The 22420-nt window shown below is 44.3% G+C and carries 15 protein-coding genes; 3 read left to right on the forward strand and 12 right to left on the reverse strand.

Features of this window, described 5'->3' with window-relative positions:
• Window positions 1-205: 205 nt before the first annotated feature.
• Together ACED41_RS20310 and ACED41_RS20315 are read right to left on the reverse strand one after the other, a co-directional pair.
• Window positions 206-1888, reverse strand: a complete 1683-nt coding sequence (locus ACED41_RS20310; protein ID WP_017069461.1) for an alkaline phosphatase family protein — start codon at window positions 1886-1888, stop codon at window positions 206-208.
• A 165-nt stretch (window positions 1889-2053) separates the two neighbouring features.
• On the reverse strand, window positions 2054-2842 hold the full coding sequence (locus ACED41_RS20315) for an SUMF1/EgtB/PvdO family nonheme iron enzyme (RefSeq protein WP_017060470.1): 789 nt from the start codon (window positions 2840-2842) through the stop codon (window positions 2054-2056).
• 137 nt (window positions 2843-2979) lie between these two features.
• On the opposite strand from ACED41_RS20315, the gene ACED41_RS20320 reads away from it, so the two are divergent.
• Together ACED41_RS20320 and ACED41_RS20325 are read left to right on the forward strand one after the other, a co-directional pair.
• The gene (locus tag ACED41_RS20320; protein WP_371725555.1) at window positions 2980-4311 is read left to right on the forward strand and encodes an anaerobic sulfatase maturase; all 1332 of its coding nucleotides are present in this window, start codon (window positions 2980-2982) and stop codon (window positions 4309-4311) included.
• A gap of 87 nt (window positions 4312-4398) precedes the next feature.
• On the forward strand, window positions 4399-5457 hold the full coding sequence (locus tag ACED41_RS20325) for a HEAT repeat domain-containing protein (RefSeq protein ID WP_108117729.1): 1059 nt from the start codon (window positions 4399-4401) through the stop codon (window positions 5455-5457).
• Between the two features lie 107 nt (window positions 5458-5564).
• Here ACED41_RS20325 and ACED41_RS20330 read toward each other — a convergent pair whose 3' ends face one another.
• From ACED41_RS20330 to ACED41_RS20375, 10 genes are all read right to left on the reverse strand, one after another.
• Window positions 5565-6641: a porin gene (locus ACED41_RS20330; RefSeq protein WP_371725556.1), complete on the reverse strand. Its 1077-nt coding sequence runs from the start codon at window positions 6639-6641 to the stop codon at window positions 5565-5567.
• 1 nt (window position 6642) lies between these two features.
• A complete protein-coding gene (locus ACED41_RS20335) occupies window positions 6643-7119 on the reverse strand; it encodes a hypothetical protein (RefSeq protein WP_017060466.1) in 477 nt (158 codons plus the stop codon).
• Between the two features lie 10 nt (window positions 7120-7129).
• Window positions 7130-10333, reverse strand: coding sequence for a response regulator (locus tag ACED41_RS20340; RefSeq protein WP_371725557.1), 3204 nt, complete (start codon window positions 10331-10333; stop codon window positions 7130-7132).
• 213 nt (window positions 10334-10546) lie between these two features.
• Window positions 10547-10921 carry a hypothetical protein gene (locus ACED41_RS20345; RefSeq protein WP_017060464.1) on the reverse strand — a complete coding sequence of 125 codons (375 nt, stop codon included), beginning with the start codon at window positions 10919-10921 and terminating at the stop codon, window positions 10547-10549.
• A 108-nt stretch (window positions 10922-11029) separates the two neighbouring features.
• A complete protein-coding gene (locus ACED41_RS20350; protein ID WP_371725558.1) occupies window positions 11030-13168 on the reverse strand; it encodes an ATP-binding cassette domain-containing protein in 2139 nt (712 codons plus the stop codon).
• Entirely contained in the window at window positions 13165-14751 is a 1587-nt protein-coding gene (locus ACED41_RS20355) for an ABC transporter transmembrane domain-containing protein (RefSeq protein WP_052879653.1), read from the reverse strand. The genes ACED41_RS20350 and ACED41_RS20355 overlap by 4 nt, the downstream gene beginning before the upstream one ends.
• Window positions 14741-16165, reverse strand: coding sequence for a TolC family protein (locus tag ACED41_RS20360; RefSeq protein WP_371725559.1), 1425 nt, complete (start codon window positions 16163-16165; stop codon window positions 14741-14743). Before ACED41_RS20360 ends, ACED41_RS20355 begins: the two co-directional genes overlap by 11 nt.
• Window positions 16140-18371: a response regulator gene (locus ACED41_RS20365; protein ID WP_371725560.1), complete on the reverse strand. Its 2232-nt coding sequence runs from the start codon at window positions 18369-18371 to the stop codon at window positions 16140-16142. The genes ACED41_RS20360 and ACED41_RS20365 overlap by 26 nt, the downstream gene beginning before the upstream one ends.
• 3 nt (window positions 18372-18374) lie before the next feature.
• Window positions 18375-19724 carry an HlyD family type I secretion periplasmic adaptor subunit gene (locus ACED41_RS20370; protein WP_017060459.1) on the reverse strand — a complete coding sequence of 450 codons (1350 nt, stop codon included), beginning with the start codon at window positions 19722-19724 and terminating at the stop codon, window positions 18375-18377.
• 12 nt (window positions 19725-19736) lie between these two features.
• The gene (locus ACED41_RS20375; protein WP_371725561.1) at window positions 19737-20087 is read right to left on the reverse strand and encodes a hypothetical protein; all 351 of its coding nucleotides are present in this window, start codon (window positions 20085-20087) and stop codon (window positions 19737-19739) included.
• Window positions 20088-20277: 190 nt separating this feature from the next.
• Between ACED41_RS20375 and ACED41_RS20380 the strand changes: the two genes are divergently transcribed.
• On the forward strand, window positions 20278-22420 hold a 2143-nt coding region (locus tag ACED41_RS20380), incomplete at its 3' end, for a tandem-95 repeat protein (protein ID WP_371725562.1).

Genomic DNA, 22420 nt, shown 5'->3' on the forward strand with positions numbered 1-22420 from the left:
GATTCGGCATGAAAACGGTAGTTTGTGTATGATTTTTGTTTGGCGACTAAACCATGTCACTTACTACCGTTTTTGTTTTTAGTTCCCGCTAATGCGCGATGAACCTTATTTGTTTCGACCTAGTGAGTCAGAAACAGATAAACGGCTCTTTTATTGAGTGGGTGCTGGATTCGAAATCTAGCTCACGAAACCTTAGAGATTGAGTCTACTCAGTGATCTCTTGCAGCACTTCTCCGATTGACCCGCTTGGTTGGGTGATACCCAGTTTGTTCGAAAGCGTTGGCGCAATGTCATATGGCGTCACTGGTCGCGATACCTTCTTAGCTTCAACGTCGTAGCCTGCAAAGATCACAGGCACATGAGTGTCGTATTTCCACGGAGAACCATGTGTAGAGGCAATTTGGAGGCCTTCCATGTCGTTAATGTAGCTGCGCGGTGCAAATACTACGTACACGTCGCCAGAACGAGCAGGGTGGTAGTTGTTTTTAATTAGCTGCATCACATGCGTATCCGGTACTCGGTTAGCCGCAATGTCACTACTTGATACAGCAAACGCAACACCTTTCACTTTTGCAATTTCATCCGCAATAGCTTCTTGGACCTTAGCCAGATCAAGCTTCTTCTCAGCGATCAGATCATGATTCAGATAGATGTAAGGTTGTGCGTACAAGCGAATCGCGTCTTTGGTTAAACCAAATTCATCCTTCAATCGTTTCTCAACACCACTCGAGAGTAGTGTGTCTTTATTGAAGTATTGAGCTTGATTGAAACCAAGCGCATTTGCCGCAGGTGAAGATTCAGGTACACCGTGGTCGGCAGACAGCACAATCAATGTGTTTTCTAGCCCGACTTGGTTATCCACGGTTTTGAAAAGCTTAGCGAGAGTCTTATCAAGTCGGATAAGGTTGTCTTCTGTTTCTAGGCTTTCAGGGCCGTAAAGGTGCACCACGTAGTCATTTGATGAGAAACTCACTGACAGATAATCGGTCACGTCGCCTTGGCCAAGCTTCTCTTGCATCAACAAGGTGCTAGCGAAGTTTTCCGTGATTTCGTCACCAGCAGGGCTGACGGTTAGCGTTGTGCTGTAGTACTTGTAACTTGCCGGGCCATAAGGATGAGGGAAGGTGCGTTGGAAGTCACCGAGTTTCACTTTGTGTTCGGTATCGTGTTCTTGCAACGTGTACTTATCACGCGGTAATGAGAGCTCCCATTTCTGTTTGGAATACTGAGCAGCAATCGCTTTCTCGTTCCAGCGTGATACCCAATCTGGATACTCGTCATAGTAATAGTTACTGGTGACAAACTCCGATTGTGCTTTGGAGAACCAGAAGGCTTTACCACTGTGTCCTGCCAATGAGATTGCGCCGCGGTCTTTCACTGATACACCGAATACTTTTGATTTGCCACTATTGGAAATCGTCAGTTCGTCACCAAACGTGGTGGAGAGTATTGGCTCTGGAGAGCGGCCATCGCCTTGTGCTGTCTTCTGCGTTGGGTCGATCTCTGTTGCTTTATCGACACCTGCACCAGAGGTCAGCATTTGGTAGTTACCGTCTTCTACGTTATACACCAAACGTTCTTCGCTACGGTCATACCAAACGTTACCTACCATGCCGTGTACGCTCGGTGGAGCACCTGTTGCAAGCGACACATGGCCCACGATCGTTTCCGTGTTGCCATGTTGGTAGTTTGCGTTGGTGTAGTAGGTACCATCATCCATTAAGTACCGGAAACCGCCTTCACCGAAGTTGTGCTTATATCGTTCGATTAGATCTGCGCGCAGGCCATCTACCGTGATTTGAAGGACTAGATTTGGCTTTTCCTCAGCTGAAGCAGGGAGAGCGCAGAGTAACGCGAGGGTTAGTCCTGAAAGCTTGGTGTATTGCATAGAGTTTCCTTATTCACTGTTGCCGCTGAGTTCTAATGTTTGGTCAGGTTTCCAACGTTTGGCCAGACATGTAACGTGTGTGCAGTGCGAATCGTATTTTTAGTATTGTTGGTGACGATTAGTGAACCATAACCTTCGGCATCTTTAGTTAGTTCGCTTCGTTAGCTAGTTCACATCCTTAACTAAACGCAGCCCCATATCTGACATAGTGATCGATTGGCTTGCGAAGTCACGACGGTAACTTTCAGATTCATTTTCGTCATAAGCAAAGCTGCCACCGCGAACCGATTTGTGTGATAAACCGACGTCGCTGTGTTTTGCGTTGTTAGGGTTGTCTGTTGGACCGAATCGGTAGAAGGTGTCATCGAAGGCATCGATAACAAACTCGCCCACGTTTCCTGTCATGTCATATAAGCCTAGTTCATTTGGTTTCTTTAGCCCGACTGGATGTGCGCTATTTTTAGAATTTGCTGAGTACCACGCAACATCATCTAAGTTATTGGAACCACTGTAAGTATAGCCTTTACTTTTATTGCCACCTTTGGCTGCAAATTCCCATTCAGCTTCAGTAGGCAGACGGTATTCTTCACCCGTTAATTCATTCAACTGCTCAACAAAATAGTTTGCTTGCTGCCAACTAAGGTTATTGACCGGAACTTGTGGGTTTTGGAAATAACTGAGAGATGAACCCATCACCGATTCGAACAATTCTTGAGTCACCTCAAACTTCGCAATATAGAAACTATCTACAGTTACATTACGTGCAGGACGCTCTGCTTTGGTCGCTTCTGGACCGTTCGACCCCATGGTGAATGTGCCGCCTTCAACCAACACCATCTCTTGGTCAATTTGTTGGGCGATGGGGTGTGTAGGCACGCTTGCACAGCCACTCAGAAGGATAGTCATGGTGACGCTGCTAATTGTTGCTAACTGTTTGTAATTAAGAAATTTCATCACGTGCCTCAGATGTTCGAAATAGGGTCTAATTCTAACGTTTAAGGTCATTCCTATTGGTTATAAAGGGTATAACATGTCACCTGATCGAATAGGAATTATGATGTGTCCAGAATACTAAAATAGGTAGGTAAATCATGCATATTACTCAAGGTCCACAATATAACGGTAAAGCGTCTAAGCGCTTGCATGTCATGGCTAAGCCGATTGGCGCAGCATGCAACATTGACTGTAAATATTGTTACTACCTAAGTAAGCAAGATTTGTTGGAGTACAAGAAAGGCAGTTCTCCAAGAATGGATGATGAGACGTTAGAAACCTACATCCGACAATACATCGAAGGTCAAAACACGCCAGAAATTATCTTCTCATGGCAGGGCGGTGAACCGACAATGCTAGGTTTGGCGTATTTTGAACGCGTGGTTGAGCTACAGAAAAAGTACCAACCTGAAGGTGTATTGATTTCAAACGATTTACAAACCAATGGTACCTTGCTGAATGATGATTGGGCGGAGTTTCTTGTGAAGAACAACTTCCTGATCGGTTTGAGTATTGATGGTCCTGAAATGCTGCACAATGCTTATCGTGTTAACAGAGCTGGCCGTGGCACATTCAAACAAGTGATGGCGGCTGTGGAGCTGCTGCACAAACACCAAGTGAAGTTCGCAACGCTTACCTGTGTGAATAACCTCACCAGTCAAAATGCACTTGAGGTCTATCGCTTCCTACGTGATGTGGTGAAGTCACCGCAAATGCAGTTTATTCCTATCGTTGAACAGAAAACGTTCCGAACGGTTGCACCACAAACATCCCAAGTAAGCGAGCAGCTTAAACAAGGCGACAAACGCCTGATCCCCGGCCATAAAGATTCAATCATGGAATCGTGGTGTGTGTCGGACTTGGCTTGGGGTAACTTCTTGATTTCTGTGTTTGACGAGTGGGCCAAAAACGACATCGGCAAGGTGTTTGTTCAGTATTTTGAAGCGAGCGTAGAAACATGGATTGGGCGTCCGAACCCACTGTGTACCTTGAATGAGATATGCGGAAAGGGCTTGGCAATGGAGCCAAATGGCGACGTATTTTCATGCGACCATTATGTTTACCCTGAATACAAGATTGGTAATATTCATCACGAGAAACTTGATGATTTGGCGTACAGCGCACCACAGCAAAAGTTTGGTTTTGCTAAATCCCGCACACTGACCAGTCAATGTCAGCAGTGTGATTACAAGTTCGCTTGTCATGGTGAGTGCCCTAAGAACCGCTTTATCAAAACTCGTGCAGGCGAACCGGGTTTGAACTACTTATGTGCTGGTTGGCATAAGTTCTTTTCTCATGTCGATAAGTCGATGGCGTACATCGCTCGCGCGATGGGGCATCCGGTTGCTCATGGTAAATTCAGCGACTCAGTATTGATGGCGCATCGAGCAAAACAGGCGCAACAAGCTACGTTCGAGACCAAGTTTTAACTCGTTCTTTGGATCAACAGGTCCAAGATAAATTTAATCAGATACGAGTCTAAGGACAGGCTAAGTTCTCCAGTTTAAGGTAATACTATGATGAAGAAGAGTTTAGCGACGGCTGTTGCTTTATTGATTTCAACGTCCGCATTAATTTCAACGTCTGCGATGGCTGCGAATAGCGTTCAACAAACGGTTGACGCGCCAGCACAAAATATCAATCAAGTGCTTGAAATGACGGACACTCAAACCCGCATTCAACAGTTGTCTTACATGGCACAAGATCAGAATCAATCTGTTGAAAATCGTACTGGTGCACTGCAAGAGCTTGCTTCATATCCAAGCCAAAATGCGCTGGTGGCGGTGGCAAGAGGCTTAAAAGATCAAAACCCTGAAGTTCGTGAAGCGGCGGTTATTGGTTCTGAACCTTACCAACTTGAACATCGCTGGGCGTTAGTTTCCCCCTTGCTAAAAGACAGCGATACCATGGTTCGCCATACGGCAACGTCAAACCTAGTCCGTGACTTCAATGCATTGGATGACGAGCAGAAAGCACAAATTGAACCACCAGTCATAGAGCTTATTAGCTTCTTGGAAACGCAAGAATCTGAAAAGTACCAATTACTGTTTGCTGATGTGCTCCGTTGGCACAATGAATGGGATAAAGCGGAAACGATCTATCTTGAGTTGATCAATACTCACCAGAAAGACCCTCAAGTTTGGCTGAGCTACGCGGATAACTTCCGAGCTCAGAATAAAGATCAACAAGCGGTCGAGGTGTTGGATCGTGGTTTGAAGAACGTGCCGGACAATGCAGCGATGCACTATTCTAAATCATTAACTTTGGTTCGCCTTGAAGACAAGGTAGCAGCAGCCAAAGAGATTGAAGTAGCAGCAGAACTTGCAAAAGATAACAGCTACTACTGGTACTTGAATGGGGTACTACAAGAAGAGCTGGATATCGACAAATCGACTAAATCGTTCGAGAAGGCGTATTTGATCTCTGGTTCTCCGGAGCAGTTATACGCGGTATGTGATATCTACGTGCGATACGGCAACGACAAGACCGATGATTGCTTGGGTGAGCTAGGTAAAGTGGCTCCTGACTATGTTATTGAGCAGCTGAAAGAGAAGCGAGTAGCGCCAAGCTCATAATATTTGAATGAGTAAATAGATAAGCCGCTTATGAAAAGCCAGTCGAAAAATTCGACTGGCTTTTTTGGGTCTTAATTGCTGAGAGTGACCATCGATTTGAATTCGAGTTAAAAAACAAAACTCAACATGATGGTGTAGAGCATGGCATCAGTATCATTTGTTGGTTGGTCAATGAATGCTCCTCTAGACTTTCTTGATTCAAAGTACTGTATTTCGCCATTTAATGAGATATTTGGTAGCACGTCATAATCAACACCGATGAGATAGCTATTGCCGTTTAAATGTTCATGATCATCAAACTGTGCGCCATAAACGACGTAAGGAGTGAATAACCCCAAATGGTATCCAAGACTGGCATATATCGAGGACGAGATGTCACTGATCTGTCCTTCACTTGCAAGCACTGCTTGACCTAATTCATACTCAACACCTAACGACCAAAGTTGAATGTGTTGGTTGTCTTGTTTGCTACTGAATGGAGCTGTTATCGAAGTCCCAGGGATTGTAATCGTGCCAGAAAGGGTTTGATCAAAATTGGAGTCGAGGAATGACAAGTTCCAACGATAGTTTTCACCGCTCAATTGAAGATTGGCACCGAACATTCGGTTGGTTTCAAATTCCAGTTTTGTAGTCGAGTTGAAATCTACGTCATTTTTATCTTTTATGCCGATAAACGGAGTAAGTAAAAGAGTAGCTTCGTCACTGACATCGTGAGTCCAGCTCACTTTTATGCCATTGAAAGCTGTGATTCCGAGAACGCTGTTATACACCTCTGTAGGTGGCCTCGCGGTCATATAGGCTTGGCCTACATAGTAGTACTCAGAGGCAAGGAACAGTGGCAGTCGTAATCGACCAATGCTGACATCAAAGTCATTAAATTCATAACCTAAGTAAGCCCACTCTAGCTGCGGCTCACTCCAATCATATTGGGGTGGCTTGACAACTTGCACGGAAGCTTTGAATGAGTTGTAGAAGTAATCGAGTTGAACACCAAATGTGGTATCACAGTCGTAACAGCTCTCATCAGTAAAACCGCGGTTGATGATTAATGGATTATCGTTATCCGATGTTGCCCAAGACGTTGAGCCAAAGCCACTCAAGGATAAATTATCGGTAAGTTCGATATTCGCAAAAGCCGGAGAGGCCATTGAGGCACATAACACTGACGTAATTATTCTTTTCATATTATTTCTCCGAACTTATAACGTAGAGAACGTTGGCATTTTGAGGAACCGAAGAGAGTGGGGAGTAACCAATACGGTTTGGTTTGTCATCAAGCCAGTCGACTAAGCTGTCGGTTGACGCCGTTTTGATTTCTCTTGGATAACGCGCTTTTCCTGAAAAAGATAAACCAGCCCAGTGTGCATTCATTTGAGCGGCATTTTTTCCAAGCAAAAGCTGATAAAAGTCCTCTCTTTCGGCACTGTTCTCAGGCCAATCAGACAGTTCAACACGTTTGCCATTGAGGTGCTTAGTTTTCCCTCTATAGAGCTTTCGCGCTTTGTTTATTGATATCTCTTCAAATCCGGAGTCTAAAGAAAATATGGCATAATCTTCAGCGGCGTGAGCAGGGCTTAGAAAAAGCAAGCTTCCTAATAGCCCTACCGCGACTGGCAACATGACTCTGCGGGGAAGTGTTTTTATTGTTCTAATCCAATCCATGAGGTATCTCCTAACAAGTCGCACTTTCTATTTGATGGAATAGCTTTTCTTTTCTTACGGGCTTCGCTACGTATCCATCCATTCCGGAATCAAAGCACTTTTGAATATCATCATCGATAACACTGGCGGTTAACGCGATAATAGGAGTTTTGCTTAAGCCTTGGTTTTTCTCGTGTTCTCGAATCTCCTTAGTTGCCGTGAAACCGTCCATAACAGGCATCATGCAATCCATCAAAATAATGTCGAAGCTACTGTCGTTCTGGTACATATCAACGGCAATTTGTCCGTTGTCTGCAATTTCAAAGGCATATCCGGCCTTCTTCAGCATGATAGAAGCTACTTTTTGATTGACGCGGTTGTCTTCGACTAGCAAGATTCTCTCTGATTTGCTCGGAATTGCGTTTTGTTCCGCTTCTTCAGGCAAAGTACGTTTGGTCGCAGCCCCGTTGATAATTGGAGTGACAGTTGCAGGTTGTTTCTTAGGTTGAGCTTTATAGGAAGCTGGTAGTGGCATAGCTTCTACCGCGGTGAGTACTTTCTCTTTAAGCATTTCGAACTTGAATGGTTTTGGTACATAGTCATCCATACCAACGTCGAAACACCTCTGAATATCGTCATCGATGACACTGGCGGTCAATGCAATGATAGGGATGCGTCGCGTCGCTCCCGTTTCTTTTTCAATTCTTCGGATGTTGCTTGTTGCATCAAAGCCATCCATAACCGGCATCATGCAGTCCATGAGTATCGCCGCGTAATGAGGATTAGCGGTGAACATGTCCACAGCTTCTTGACCATTATTAGCGAACTCGAATTCAAAACCACTTTTACCGACATGAAGACCAGCAATTTTTTGGTTGATCTTGTTGTCTTCAACGATGAGGATTTTGTGTTGGATCTCGACTGATGTCTGGCTTGCTTCTGATAGTTCCGCCAAACCTCGAGTATCACAAAGCTCAATAGCTTTAATTAAACGCAAGCCGAGTAGGGGCTGTGCGACTTGTGCAGTAACGCTGTCACCAAGATCCGCTGGCTCACTTAAGAAGGAACGTATCAAACAGATAGTGATGCCGTTTTGGTGCAGCTTTTCTAAGTTATCTGCGTGGGTATTAGCTAGGAATGCGTCATCTTCGGCGAAAACAACAGTAATAGGTTTAGTGTGTTTTTGAGTGGAGAGCTGCTCTGTAATTGCCGTTATATCATTCGTTTTATCGGTAACCTTCAAACCATAAAGGTTAAGGTCGGACTCTATTCGCTCGGAGAGCATGTTTTCGTTACCCAGCACATAAATATCAGCCGTTGCTGTACTTGGTTTTGGCAGTATCAAGTCAACAGGCAATACCAAGTCGAAGTAGAAACAGCTTCCTTCACCTTTGACGGAGTCGAGTTGAATTTGACCACCCATCAGCTCTACCAACTGTGTACTGATGGCTAGACCAAGACCAGTACCACCAAATTGGCGTGTGGTTGAATCGTCTTCTTGAGCGAACGGTTCAAATATCTGTTTTTGTTGCAGTGAATCGATACCAATACCCGTGTCTCGTACAGCAAATCGAATGGTGGCATTGTTATCTGCTTTGTTGAGCGTTTGAATTGATAATGTGACGCCACCTTCAGCCGTAAACTTCACCGCATTCGACATAAAGTTCATCAAGATCTGTCTTAAACGGTGATCGTCTATCATCACGCGTGCTGGTGTATCTGGGCTGATATCAACGTTAATCGATATTCTTTGTTCTTTCGCTTTTGGTGCCACAATAGAGGCGATGTCGTATATCGACTCTCTAATCGATGCAGAATGCGGGCTGATTAATAGCATGCCAGACTCAATTTTAGAGAAGTCTAAGATATCGTTGATTAAGCTAAGGAGCAGTTGGGATGAAGTTTCGATCGTATCAACATAGTCACGTTGTGTCGGTGTAAGCGGCGTATCTGCGAGGATTTCCGAAATACCAATAACACCATTGAGCGGGGTGCGAATTTCATGAGACATGTTGGCCAAGAAGCTACTTTTTGCTTTGCTGGCTTGTATTGCGTTGTCTTTCGCGTGTTCGGCATCCTCTTTGGCTCTCTCTGCGTCTTCTTTTGCTACCGTCAATCTCTCTTTCGCGAGCTCTCGTTCGATGGTCAATCGTTCAACTTGCTGAGCAAACAGACTGAGTTCATCTTTACCTTGGATTAATTTATCTAAAGAAGGGCGCGTGTCATCATTTTCGCTTTTTAAGAAAGCTAACACCAAATTAAGGTTGTTAGTGACTTGTCTCGCCAAGCTAAGAGTTAAACCCATAACAATCGCTGCCAGCAAAGCGACGATTGAAATAAACAGGGTTCGTTGTATTTGCGCGTCATAGATGGCTTGCTCAACTTCTTGTTGAAACTCTTGCTTGATTACGCCGCCAAGGCTTTGTAATAAGTTGAGCCGTGCGCTCATCGCTTCTAAGCCGACAGACACTTCTTGTGGCGTCAGTTGGCTGATTGTATTTAGGTCGAGTAGCGCGCTTCTTATCTCTTGGCTTTGAGCGAACACATCATTTCGAAACACTTCAACCATCAAAGAAACTTGATGTTCGTTGGCGTTCAATGAAACAAAGCGCTCTAAGAACAATTGCTGTCTTTCACTCAAGGTTTTGATCTGTTCGGCGAGTTCTGGGTCGTACTCTTGGCTGATTTGGAAGATCTCAATCAGTGAACTACCAAGCTTGAACTCTTCGTTCGACCAAAACATCAACCACTCAAGTTGTTGAAGGGCAGTGAGGTGCTGTTGAATTTCACGTTTAGTGTTTTCAAAAGGGACTTTCTCTACTTCAAGTAACAGTTGCTTGTATAAATCGCTCTGCCATTCGAGGGCATCCAATTTATCGTAAGTGTCAGTCACTTGCATCGTCGATAAGGTCGCTTCGCTGAAATCGGCAACAAGTTGATTCATTTCATCAGATGCGTCTAAAAAAATGATGGGAGACAGGTTTTTAAGTTCTGCCTTTACTTGGTTGCTTTGAGTAGCAAACTCTTCAGGGCTAGAGGCTAAGGTACTTCTATACAAAATAGAAATATCTTGAAGATAGACAGATAACTGATTGGTTCGTTCAAAATCGGTTAACTGAGTCGTTAATATATAAGCCTGTCTACCTGCTAGGAAGAGTAATAATGAAATGGGAAGTAGAACTAAGCCAAAGAGTTTATGTTTGACTGAAAGGTTATTCCAAACCGTAATCGCCATATAAGGATCCATCCAACTGTCGTTATATAAAAACAGTAGAATAAAAATGCCGATATGGAAACTTTGAAACGGTAAATTTTACGTAAGTGTGGGAGAGGTATAAGTTCTTGTGATTCCAGAGCTTATTTTGAAATGCGTTCTTTTATTAGTAATTTATAGCGTTTGGCAGTTTGTTTAATTTTATGCTTATTGATGAATCACTTAAAAAGCTTACTAATGAGGACGATTGTTATCGAGGCTTAATTCGAAAAGAAGTTGCTCTAATACGGTTTTTGCAGAGGGTTCTAATGTCCAAATACCGAGCATTCTGTTAAGTGCGGCGCGATACACTCTGTTTTTTAGTAGGAAGGCGAGTGTGCTCGTATCATTGCTGAATACGTGCATTTGTACGATGGTGAGCTCTGCTTTGTTCTCAATGTCTATTTTCTGAAGATTGAAAGCGGGTAGGAAGGCAGACTCATACCAAACCTCAACGATCTCTCGAAGCTCCATCTCTTCTTCAGGTACATCGCACTCCTGAAGTTGGTGGTTTTCAGGAATTGCGGATAAGTAAGCTACATCAAGCTTGTCTGCAACGAATGTGTACATATTCTTCCTTGTTACCTGTGGTATTGGGGCGAATCATCCCTCTCGCTTATGAATTTGTCAATTATATCCATTTCCCTAAATAGCGAATTGTGATTAAGCGTTGAGGTTTTAGCTTAAGCTGTTTAAGTATTTGTCTGTTAAGCCAAAATATTTCAAATTTCCATCCGGCTCTAACACTAAACTCATGTTTGATGTTGCGATCAAACCAGGGTCGTTGGTCGAAAAAATGACTGTTTTATTCAGCAACTTATCGCTGAACAAACGGTTAAAGTACTGCGCATTTTCATTTTCTGCACCATTGAATGGCTCATCAATAATAATCAGAGATTGCTCACAGTTCCCTAAGCCGAGTGCCAAACGCAATTTTTGTTGAATTCCATTCGGGAGACTTTTGCATTTATCCACGCTTAACTGAGTAGCTAAGCCTTCCGGAAGCCATTCATCTAACTCGAAGAAGCTCACCATCTCTTGCATCTTGTCTGTTGGAATCAGCCCGTTGTGTAGAATGAAGTTGGTCTCGAGTGAGCCTTCAAAAATATGCAAATTAAAAGGGATGTAGTTAATCGAGGTGCGATAACGGTAGCTATTGAACTGTTTAATGTTGTAACCATCGACAGAGACTGCGCCTTGATAGCGGTCTTCTAACCCAGCAATGATTGAAATTAAGGTGGTTTTGCCGCAGCCCGTTGGGCCACAAATGACCACTTTTGCACTGGGTGGGATTTTGAACCCCAAGTTAGTTAAGCCGGTTGCTGCTCCCGCGTATCGGTGACTGACACCGCTGCCCACGATGCTGCCTTGGAACAGGCGAATAGGCGGGCTTTTCTCTAAGGTTAATTTGTCGTCATTCATCGACATTAAATTGTTGATCTGTGCGGACGAAGCTTTGATCGACTGGAACTTGGAAATTGAGTTATAGATACCCATGATTGGGCCTAACGCTTTCCAAACCAGAATAACGGTCGCGAGCATGGCACCCGCATCAGAAGTACCTTCCATCACGCCAATAACTGCAGTCACGATACTTGCTGTGCCAATCACTTGGATCAAACTACCGCCAGCGGCCTGAATCTTACTGTTCGTTACGGCAACGTTCTCTGCATCGCTGGTGCTTTGCATATGCGATGCGCTGAATCGAGATTGAACGACACGAAGTAAAGGCAGGCCTTGGATAGTCTTGATACCACGAAGAATTTCATTCCATTGATACGAAACCATCGCATTGGCACGCGAACTTTTGGATGTGGCTTGCGAGTAGATATAGCGCGAGTAAATACAGAACACTAACATCAGTATTAAGCCGCCCATCACCACCAATGCCGCTGTACCAGACATCAGAGCAATGGCGATGATAAATACAATCACAAACGGCATATCAAAATAGCTAAGCGTTGATTCTGCGGTCACCAAGCGTCGGAAGGTATCGATATCTTTCAAACGCGCTAACTGAGAAGAGACCCCAGCTGTAGATGTCATCGCATAAGGTAGCCACAGCAGCTTAGATATAACGGCTTGCGAGATGTGCACGGCGAGATCTTTACCGGACGTGGCAATGATATTTACCCGCATCTTTTTAAAGAAATACTCCGAGAAGCCAACAATAATGGCGAATAAGGTTAACCAATAGAGTGTGGCTTCGGAGCTCGAAGTCAGTGCGAAGTTATATACACTCATAATAAAGAATGGCTGCAATGCACCGAGAATACTGATGACGAAGCTCAGAATGATCAGGCTTTTAAGTTCATTGTTATAACGATAGAAAGCGTATTTAATCCAATTGCTTCTGTCTTGCGATTCCGGAGGTGGCTCGCGGAACAGACGAGAATATTCGCTAATCGCAATCAGCAAACAGGGCTTTTTGCACATTGGGTATTCAATGGTGTTGTTGTTCGTGTAATCAAACAGCAGCAACTTTCCATCTTTGGTGCCTAAGAAAATCGCACTTAGATTCTCTATTTCAATAAAGCATGGCTGAGGGTGCTTATCGATATTCTCGAGTGTCTTTAGTTTAGTAACATCACAGCGATATCCAAGGCGCTCTATGGTTGCTGTAAAGCTGTCGCCATCTTTGGGTTTTGGAATAAAAGCATCGCTGAGTATTGCGGGTGTGCCTTCCCATTCGAGTGCTATCAGGGTGTAGGCCAAACCACGAATAAGTGGCGATTGACTGTAACGTTCGTCGTATCCACTAGATTCAAAATCCAAGACACGTTGCGGCACATTATTGAAGTCAACTAGGATACTCATTGGTCACCTCCGGTAAGTTTTACGCGTTTGAGGCGGTGATTAAGTTTGTCCATTTTATTGCTGGCGATGATCAATATTTTGTCATTGGCGCGATAAGCCGTACTGGTGAGAACGACTCTCGCAAATTCCTCATCAAAGACACAATCGATGTCATCGAATATCAATACACGCTTACTGGCGAGCAGGGCACGAACTAATAATAAGGCGTAGCCAACTTGGCGAGAGAATGGGTTACGCATATGGCCTTTGAGTTCTGTATAAAACCCGGCAGGAAGCCCATCAATTTGCGCTTTGATGTTCATGGTTTCACACAGTGCAAACGCCGTGTTATTCAAGCTTGGTCGGAAACAGGTCAGGTTATCGATAATCGTCCCTTCTACGAACGAACTGGTCTTATCAACCATCAGAACACTGTTACGCCAAACGTTGTAATTGACGTCATCCAAAGGCGTGTCGTTAATCATGATATCGAGTTTGCTATCACTGTTCTGACGCGTAATACAGTTAGCGAGGTGGGTCTTACCTGAACCACTTTTCCCTGTCAGCAAATAGGCTTGTCCGAGTTCGAACTCGATACGCTGCTTTTCAGAATACTTAACCGAAATACGTTCAACTTCTGTTGTTTCATGTTGGTGTTCAACAGAGGCGGCCAATTCAAGGAGGTCAGCGATACGTTGGATGTGGAGTTTGTTTAACTCCCAGCGGCTCGCGGTTCTCATTACCTGTTGATATGGCGCAAAGTAACGGTTGGTTAGCATGATGATCGCGGCCATGATGCCTTGACTCGATTCCATATTGATTACGGCAGTCGCCAAGACCACAACAACGCAAGCAATGGATAGCTGTTGGATGAGCGCCAAAATCAAGCCAAAGTTCGACTCGATTTGCTCATATTTGATGTTCTCCACTTCACGCTCTTCGACCATTTGTGTCATCAGGCTTTCAACGCGGTACTCCATGTTTCGCGCTTTAATATCAAGCGGGCTAGAGATGATCTCAATGATTTTGGAGGTAGTTAACCCTTCGATGTCTGACTTATTCTGCAAGCTACCAATTTTCTGTTTGGAAAGACTCCAAGCGAAAATCGCTAAGACAGCCGAGGCAATTAGAAGGGTGATACCAGCCCATATGTTGATGAGACCGATGATAAGTATAGTAATCACGCTAACAGCAAGGTTGATAAGCGCTCGAACCGATTCTCCACCAAAGAAGGTCTTAAGTTCAGGAATGGTTGAGATTCGTTCTAGGTATTCGCCTGGTTCCAAACGACGGAATTTAGATATTTCCGCCAAACAGATGGATTGGAATACCTTGTTGGTTAGGTTGGTTTCAAACTGCCTCATGATAACGGAAGATATCTTCTCTTCCTGACTTTTTAAGTGGTAGTCGAGGAAGATGGAAATCAAAATAATCGCGAACAATAAGAACAGCGTATCTTGTGCTTGGTTGGGTAACACTCGGTCAAAAATGATCAGAATAGAGAAGGGCAGTACCAAACCAAACAGGGTCGATATTATCGTTGAGAAAGTCAGATAACACTTATCTGCCATGTTGATCTTTTGCGAAAACTGCTCAGTTTGCATTGCGACCTCCTTTTCTCAATGACTCCGTTGAGAGAAGATGTTTTGGCACCAAATCTTGATTGTCTCGTCCCTCAATATCGCTCATTAATTGCATCACGCTTTCGATAGATTGAATTGAGAGTATTCCCTTAATTTGCTCAAGCTTGATGGTCTCGATGATGTAGTCGTATCGTGCGCTTTCGTAGTCTCTTAAGGCGCTGAATAGTTTACTTTCCGCCGCCAGCAAGTCGGTGATAGTACGCGTGCCCAATTGGTAGGCTCTTTGGATCCCTTTATAAGACGCGTAGTTGGCGCGAATGATGTTTTCGTAACTGCTTATAGACTGCGAGAAATCGTTAATGTTGAGCACGGAGGTATTCACACTGTTACGTGTGGTGTAAAGCGAATCTTGGTAAAGCAGCTCAGTACGTTCGATGGCCGTCGATGATTTTTGATAGCCATAGTAATCAGAGCCACCGGACAAGATAGGCACCGCAAGGTTTAACCCAACACTGGTTGAGTTACTTTCGCCTGTCGCTGTAATGTCGGTTTTGTCGAAGTTATTGGCGTCATCGTGTCGATAGCTGGCTGAAAGCGATACGGTCGGTAAGAAGTTCGAACCGCTCTCTTTTAAGCTTCTGCGGCTTCTCTCGACGTTTTTCTTAGCCACTAACAAGTCGTTGTTGAGCTTTAACGCTTGATCCATGATTGATCGTTGTTCGGTTTCGTTTATCTCTTTTAAAGGCACACTTTCGTAGATATCTTGAGACGGAGTGATAGGGTATTGAATCTGAATCGATAGCCCGTTGAGAATGACGCGACGGTCTTTCTGCAAGGTTCTCAATCGATTCGACACACCTTCTTTCTGAGCAATCACTTCGTAAAGCTCACTGGCGGCTGTATTGCCGAGTTCCACATTGCGTCGCATTTGATGTTCACGCGTCTCAGACGACTTAAGCTCTACCTTGGTCGCTTTAATTTGTGCGTTGTTTTTCAAATACTCAAAGTATTGAGAGCCGATTTCTGAAATAGTGCTTTGGATTTTGTTCTCGTGTTTAATCTCTTCGATATTGAAGTCGAGCTTTGCTGTCCCATATTTGAAAATGTCACCAAGGTTGAATATGGATTGCGATAGCGAAAGGCTGTAGCTGTTTGAGTTATAGCTAGAGGTTTCATCCGGCACGCTCGAGAGCAAGGTTTCATTCTCGTTCCATGTGGTATCGGCAGCACCATTGAGTGAAGGCAGAAATTTAGAGCGACTGATACCAATGTTGTACTCGTTTTCTTCAACACCTTTATCACTGGCGCGAAGAGACAGGCTGTTTTGCAGGCCGAGTTCTACCGCTTCAAGCAAGGTAGTCGCCGATGCTGAAGGTGTCGTGCTGAATGTGAGTGCAGCTATGATGCTGCTAGTTAAGTTTCTGTACCGCCACATACTTGTTGATCACCTTGATGATTTGGTCGCTTTTATAAGGTTTGCTGATCACGTAATCCATTCCGGCCTCAATACAAGCCTGGTGTTCGTTACTGCTGGTCAATGCGGTTGCACCTATGATGGTACAAGGGTTTTTCTCGTTTTCTTGTTCGAATTGGCGAATGCGTTTTGTGGCTTCGATGCCACCCATACCCGGCATGATGCAATCCATGAAGATGATGTCAGAACGCTTGTTCATAAAGTGCTTCACGGCATCGGCGCCATCGCCAACCATGTCTGGTTCATATTCTTGTTTGGTCAAGATTCGTTTCAGTAAAATTTGTTGAACTCGGTCATCCTCTACGATAAGGAATGAGCTGTTTTCCATCTGTTCTTCCGATGCTTCCGCTTCCATAATGGTGAGTAGGTTTGGAATGAACTCGTAAGGGATAGCAGGAGCGTTGATGATTTTGTCGACGAAGCTATGACACTCTTGTGCTTGCTGAGTGTTGGTCACTGACAACAGTAACTTGGTATTTGGGTGGTTCTTAAGCTGAGATTTCACCGTCTTGCTCAACGACGGCAGCTTGTTGGGTTCAAAGGTATCGGTCAACATTATCGCATCGTAATCACCGAACGTTTTCGCCGCTGAGAAAAGCTCATTTGCAGTGCGAATCTCGGTGATATCAAGCCCCAAGTTACTGAGCATTTTCTTCATCACATCGATGCGAACTTGAGTATTAGCACACAAGAGTAAACGCTTGCCATCAAAGCGAGTTTTCTCTGTGTGGAAGTTCTTAGCCTTAAGATCAAGCTCGATCTGAAAACGTTCCTGAGCCCCTGACTGGAACCAGTGGCTCTCGTAATATCCGTAATCCTTCAGAACGCTTTTCGCTAAGTCATCTGTGCTGGCTGTATGGTCTTTGTGTGCGCTCCAATGGAGTTTGTTGAGCTTGGCAACAGAAACATCCAGTGTTGATAAGAAGTTGAGGTTGATGGTGACACGGGTATTTTCCATGTCTGAAGCCGCACCCGATTCAATCGTTACAAACAGTTTCTTATTTGATTTGAGTTGAATGGCATTGGAAAGCTGCAGGAACAGTATCCAGAATAAGCTGGTGGATTGGCCTGCAACACGATTCGGTAAGTTGTCAGAGATAAAACAGTCAAGTTGGCTTTCATTACGTTGTACTTTGGCACTGATATGAATCATTAATTCAGATAACACGCTCAGTAAAGAGAACTCTTTCGACTTGCTTTCCGTACCCTGTGATATCAAGCGATTATAGTTTTCTGCTAACTCAGATAGTGTGCTACACGCAGAGGTAATATCGTTCGCCATCAACACGCCGCTTTCATCGGTTTCTTGAACCAGATATTGGACGCCACCGTTGATGGTGTTTGTAATTCCGCGAATCTCATAACCGATCAGCGCATACAACTGTTTGTAGAGATCGTTATTGCGCTTTTGGTCTTCTAATTTACTGAAAATAAGTTTGAGATGAGAGTAAATCTGACGCTGCTTGGGGTTGATGCTAACTTCATTAAGAAGCTCTTCAAGACGTTGTAAATCTAGCTGCTTCAGCTCTTGATACAGGGCATCGAATTCATAGTCGATTTCGCGTTCGTTAGAACTGGATTTCTTTAGCTTCAACATAGCAACTGAGTTGGATAGAATCGTAATCACAGCCAATATCACGACCACCATAAACAACCAGATAAAGAACTCGTTTTTTTCTGACATTAAGTCATTTGCATGGTTGTTAAACATGGTGCGATAGTTGTCGTCCATCTGCAGATAGTTATTGGTCAATGAAAGGTACAAGCCTAATACGTCGTTACGTGTTTTTGCGCTATCGGAGAAACGATTAATCGCCAATTCCAGTTGTGTGTATTCAGTTGCCCCAACCAAGCTGAACTCGGTTTTGTTCAACGAGGCTAAAGAGCGAAATTCATCAATTTCAAGCTTCAAGTTAACCAGGTTGAATTGGTTAGTGCCGCAAGTGTTGGTACTTAAACACTGTTGCAGAGTTTGAATATCTTGTTCTATGGTCTGATTAAGCTTCTGGGCTTGTATGAGCAGTGGGGCGCTTTGCACTTGTGCGACTGAATCTATTTTTGACCAAGAAAAGTATAAATAGAAAGCGAGCGCAGCCAATACCACGCTAAATAGTATGCTTAGACGTAGGGCGGGTATGGAAATATTGTACGAAGGTTTACCGCTCATTGATTATCTCTCATCGAAAGCATCCTCGATGGCTGACATCACCGGTTTCGCAGCGTATTCGATCACGCGACGCGAGCCTGTTTTCACATCAGCGGTAAACTCCATGTAAGGTGATAACTTGTATTGAGTGCCTCCTCGTTCAAGAAAGTTTCGGTCAATTTCAATCTCAGCTAAATAGAATTCAGCGTCTTCTTCTTCGTATGATGAACGGCTGATTGAGGCGATGGTTCCCTCAACAAACCCGTATTTTGCAAAGTTATAGGTATCCATTTTTACTTTCACTGCCTGACCAATTTCGACAAATCCCATGTCTTTACGTGGGATCTTCGCTTCACCGTGTAACGAATTATTTATTGGGGCAATATCGGCGATACTTTCTCCTGGCGGAATCACAGCAGAACGGAAATTGAAGTGAAGTTTATCGACCACACCATCGACTGGCGAGTAGACGACTAGGCGATCAACCTTGTCGGAATGCTGCGGTTGTAAGATTCGCTTTAGCTTGAGGTCTTTGTTCGCTTGAATGATTTGTGCTTGGTACTCAGAGTTTCGATTCTCAACCAAGTCACGGTGTTGCTTTTCCAGTTTGTCGAGTTGGAAACGCTCATTCATCACAGATTCGTCAAGGTTCTCAATCTCACGCACCATATTCGACTCTTGTACTTTCATGTTAAGAACGTCGACATAAGACGCCATCTCTTCTTTATAGAGGGTGTTTTTGATGTTGAGCTGCTTACGTATCAGAGAGAGTTGATTCTCTGAACTTTTGCGACGCTTTAACATTGAACTGATCAACGAGTTCTTGTGCTTAATATCGTGTGTAATGAGTTCTTCATTTGAACGGTTTTTAGAGAATTCTTGTCTCCAGGTATTCATGTTGACCTGAACTTGCTCAGGGTATTTCTCAATGAAAGCGTCGAAGTTAGGCTCTATCATGTCGCGTAAGCTTTCATAACGAATCTTATCGAGCTCTATCTGAATAATTTCAGTATTGACGGTATCAAGTTGAGTGTTACGGTCAAGTGAGCGTATTCGAGCGATAGGTTGGCCCTCATAAACGACTTCCCCTTTTCTGACTAACAATTCTTCTAATATCCCGCCTTCTAAATGCTGAACTTTCTCAACATCCGATTCCAATAGCAGTTCGCCACGTACAGAAACAACAATATCGATACGTGCTTGTGACGCCACCGCAATAGCGACCAAAGCGAGCAAGAATATAATGAGCAACGTTTTGTGAACGCTGGTCATGGCACTAGCAAGCACAATAGTGTCATCAGCTGTGACCTTAGAAGCCTCGTTATTGGAAACGAGTGCTTTTCTGAGGTGATGTTCTATTTGGTTATTGCTCATGACTGACCTCGGTTACTTGCCATCTATTACTTCCTTAATATCCAACAAGTGGTTGATTTGTCGATTGACGTTGTGCAATTCAGCTTTTACATCCTCTATTAGATCTTCCGGCGCAGGAAACTCGTGTCTACTCAAGTGTTCCAATTTGGCCATTTTTGGCGGAAGGTCTTGGTCGCAAAGCAACGTTAAGATGGTCTTCAATCGTTTTGAGTAACTATTGAGTTCATCAAAATGATTACCGTTATGAAGTGCTTCTATATTTAGGGCTGCGTCAGAAAAGTCATTGTAAAAGTCGCCTAATAGCAATTGCAGCCCTTTGTGGTTGTTGTCGACCGAGCGCAACAAATTCGTCATGTCTATCATCGCTCCACTGCCTTAATTGCTTTAATCACAATAACTAAGGATCTTTAAAGGCAGTTTTCAAATTTTTTTTGATTCTTTCTCTTTAAAAAGAAATTATGAAAAATGTTGTATAAAAAATTGGTTTTTCAAAATGATGTCCTTTAATGCCTCTATAAATACGATCAGTTAGCTAGTAGCAACGGAGGCTGTAATGGCAGGCGAAAATAACCAAAACAACCAAAATGAAGATCTAAATGACGCGGTAGAACAAACGGACACGAACGACGCGGGTACGCCCTCCCAACAGCAGAATCAACAAAATCAACAAAATACGATTGCGTCGACAATAGCGACGGGTGCTGAAAATGCGGATGCGGCAGACGAAGTTAACCAGGCTTTAGACGAAAATCCGAGTGGTGCAGGTAATGCTGAAGATGCCTCTGCTTCTGGTGCGGCTGTGCAAGAAGAGACGCCAGAAAGTGATGGAGATTCAGACGCTGCACAATCCAATGTAGTTGGTGGAGCCGCTTCTGAAGCTGGCTCGGATAACGCTGCTGGCAGTGGTGGCGGTGCTGGAGCGGGCGCACAAGCTGTAGGTGGTGATATCGCAGAGGCTGCGACAGGTGGTGTAGACGCTGAAGGTAATGAAGAACAAGGCCAAGCTGCGCGTACTTCAGCAGCGCCGAGTGCGACATCTTCAGAGTCGGGTGACCAACAAGTTGGTGATGAGCTAGATTCACAAACAGTAGAAGAGACGTTTGCAGTTGATGTTCAAGCTTCTGACGAAGAGACCATTAGCGAAGTAGAGGATGACTTTGATTCTGAAACGGTAAGCGAAACGTTTAAAATCAAAGTGGAAAGTGAAAATGATGCGCCAGAAGCTGAACAAGATCTGGCTTACATCATGGATGAAGATGGCTCCATAACATTCACTCAAGAACAATTACTCGAATACGCAAGTGATGTAGATGGGGACGAGCTTGTTGCTTCTAACGTTCAAGTTGGTGATGATGCAACAGTTCAAGACAATGGTGATGGTACTTTCACCGTTGTTCCTTCAGCTGATTTTAATGGTGAACTTGACCTTACTTTCGACATCAGTGACGGCCAAGAAACGATTAGCAGCGCAATTGATTTAACGGTACGCCCGATTAATGACGCGCCTGTTCCTGAAGATAAAACGTTTGAAATCGAGGAAGACGGAACTCTTGTATTCACCGACGCTGACCTCCTTTCTGGTGCGACAGACATTGAAGGTGACAACCTAACGGTTGAAGGTGTGACCTACGATGGTGGCGACGGTATCCTGACCGACAACGGCAACGGGACTTACACCTTTGCGCCAAATGAAAACTTCAATGGCGACGTAAACTTCGGCTTCGATGTCTCTGACGGAACCGATACGGTATCAGCAAACATCGACGTGAGCGTAACTGCCGTTGATGATGCGCCAGTGTCTGGCGACCTAGCGTACTCAATCGACGAAGATGGTTCGATTCGTCTAAGCCAAGAGCAGTTGCTATCACAAGCATCAGATGTTGAAGGCGATGACCTAACAGCCAGCGGCTTAACGGTCGACGGTGATGCAACCGTTACTCAAAACGATGACGGCAGTTTCACGATTACGCCAGATGAGAACTTCAATGGCGACATCGATATCAGTTTCGATATCTCAGATGGCACCAATACCGTTCAAGCTTCGGCTGACCTTACTGTTAATCCAGTTAACGACCTGCCAGTCCCTCAAGACCAACAGTTCAGCGTTGAAGAAGATGGCACGTTAATCTTCACTGATGCAGACCTATTAACAGGCGCAACGGACATTGAAGGTGACAACCTTACTATTGAAAGTGTGACCTACGACGGTGGCGACGGTATTCTTACCGACAACGGTAATGGCACATACACCTTCGCACCGAATGAAAACTTCAATGGTGACGTAAACTTCGGCTTCGATGTGTCAGATGGCACCGATACGGTATCAGCAAACATCGACGTGAGCGTAACTGCGGTTGATGATGCGCCTGTGTCTGGTGACCTAGCGTACTCAATCGACGAAGATGGTTCTATCCGTCTAAGCCAAGAGCAGCTGCTTTCTCAAGCATCAGATGTGGAAGGCGATGACCTTACTGCTAGCGGCCTAACGGTTGGTGGAGATGCGACGGTTGTAGCTAATGATGACGGCAGCTTCACCATCACGCCAGATGAGAACTTCAATGGTGACATCGATATCAGCTTCGATATCTCAGATGGTACCAACACGGTTCAAGCTTCGGCTGACCTTACTGTTAATCCAGTTAATGACCTGCCAGTTCCTCAAGATCAGCAATTCAGTGTTGAAGAAGACGGTACTT

Origin of the sequence: Vibrio sp. 1F255 (genome assembly GCF_041439145.1) — a bacterium.
GTDB classification, from domain to species: Bacteria; Pseudomonadota; Gammaproteobacteria; order Enterobacterales; family Vibrionaceae; genus Vibrio; species Vibrio crassostreae_C.

What these genes read in the sequence shown, in the direction of transcription:
- ACED41_RS20310 (WP_017069461.1), bottom strand. Translation starts at nt 1,888, where the DNA reads ATGCAATACACCAAGCTTTCAGGACTAACCCTCGCGTTACTCTGCGCT.
- ACED41_RS20325 (WP_108117729.1), top strand. Translation starts at nt 4,399, where the DNA reads ATGATGAAGAAGAGTTTAGCGACGGCTGTTGCTTTATTGATTTCAACG.
- ACED41_RS20335 (WP_017060466.1), bottom strand. Translation starts at nt 7,119, where the DNA reads ATGGATTGGATTAGAACAATAAAAACACTTCCCCGCAGAGTCATGTTG.
- ACED41_RS20375 (WP_371725561.1), bottom strand. Translation starts at nt 20,087, where the DNA reads ATGATAGACATGACGAATTTGTTGCGCTCGGTCGACAACAACCACAAA.
- ACED41_RS20315 (WP_017060470.1), bottom strand. Translation starts at nt 2,842, where the DNA reads ATGAAATTTCTTAATTACAAACAGTTAGCAACAATTAGCAGCGTCACC.
- ACED41_RS20345 (WP_017060464.1), bottom strand. Translation starts at nt 10,921, where the DNA reads ATGTACACATTCGTTGCAGACAAGCTTGATGTAGCTTACTTATCCGCA.
- ACED41_RS20320 (WP_371725555.1), top strand. Translation starts at nt 2,980, where the DNA reads ATGCATATTACTCAAGGTCCACAATATAACGGTAAAGCGTCTAAGCGC.
- ACED41_RS20365 (WP_371725560.1), bottom strand. Translation starts at nt 18,371, where the DNA reads ATGAGCGGTAAACCTTCGTACAATATTTCCATACCCGCCCTACGTCTA.
- ACED41_RS20350 (WP_371725558.1), bottom strand. Translation starts at nt 13,168, where the DNA reads ATGAGTATCCTAGTTGACTTCAATAATGTGCCGCAACGTGTCTTGGAT.
- ACED41_RS20340 (WP_371725557.1), bottom strand. Translation starts at nt 10,333, where the DNA reads ATGGCGATTACGGTTTGGAATAACCTTTCAGTCAAACATAAACTCTTT.
- ACED41_RS20330 (WP_371725556.1), bottom strand. Translation starts at nt 6,641, where the DNA reads ATGAAAAGAATAATTACGTCAGTGTTATGTGCCTCAATGGCCTCTCCG.
- ACED41_RS20360 (WP_371725559.1), bottom strand. Translation starts at nt 16,165, where the DNA reads ATGTGGCGGTACAGAAACTTAACTAGCAGCATCATAGCTGCACTCACA.
- ACED41_RS20355 (WP_052879653.1), bottom strand. Translation starts at nt 14,751, where the DNA reads ATGCAAACTGAGCAGTTTTCGCAAAAGATCAACATGGCAGATAAGTGT.
- ACED41_RS20370 (WP_017060459.1), bottom strand. Translation starts at nt 19,724, where the DNA reads ATGAGCAATAACCAAATAGAACATCACCTCAGAAAAGCACTCGTTTCC.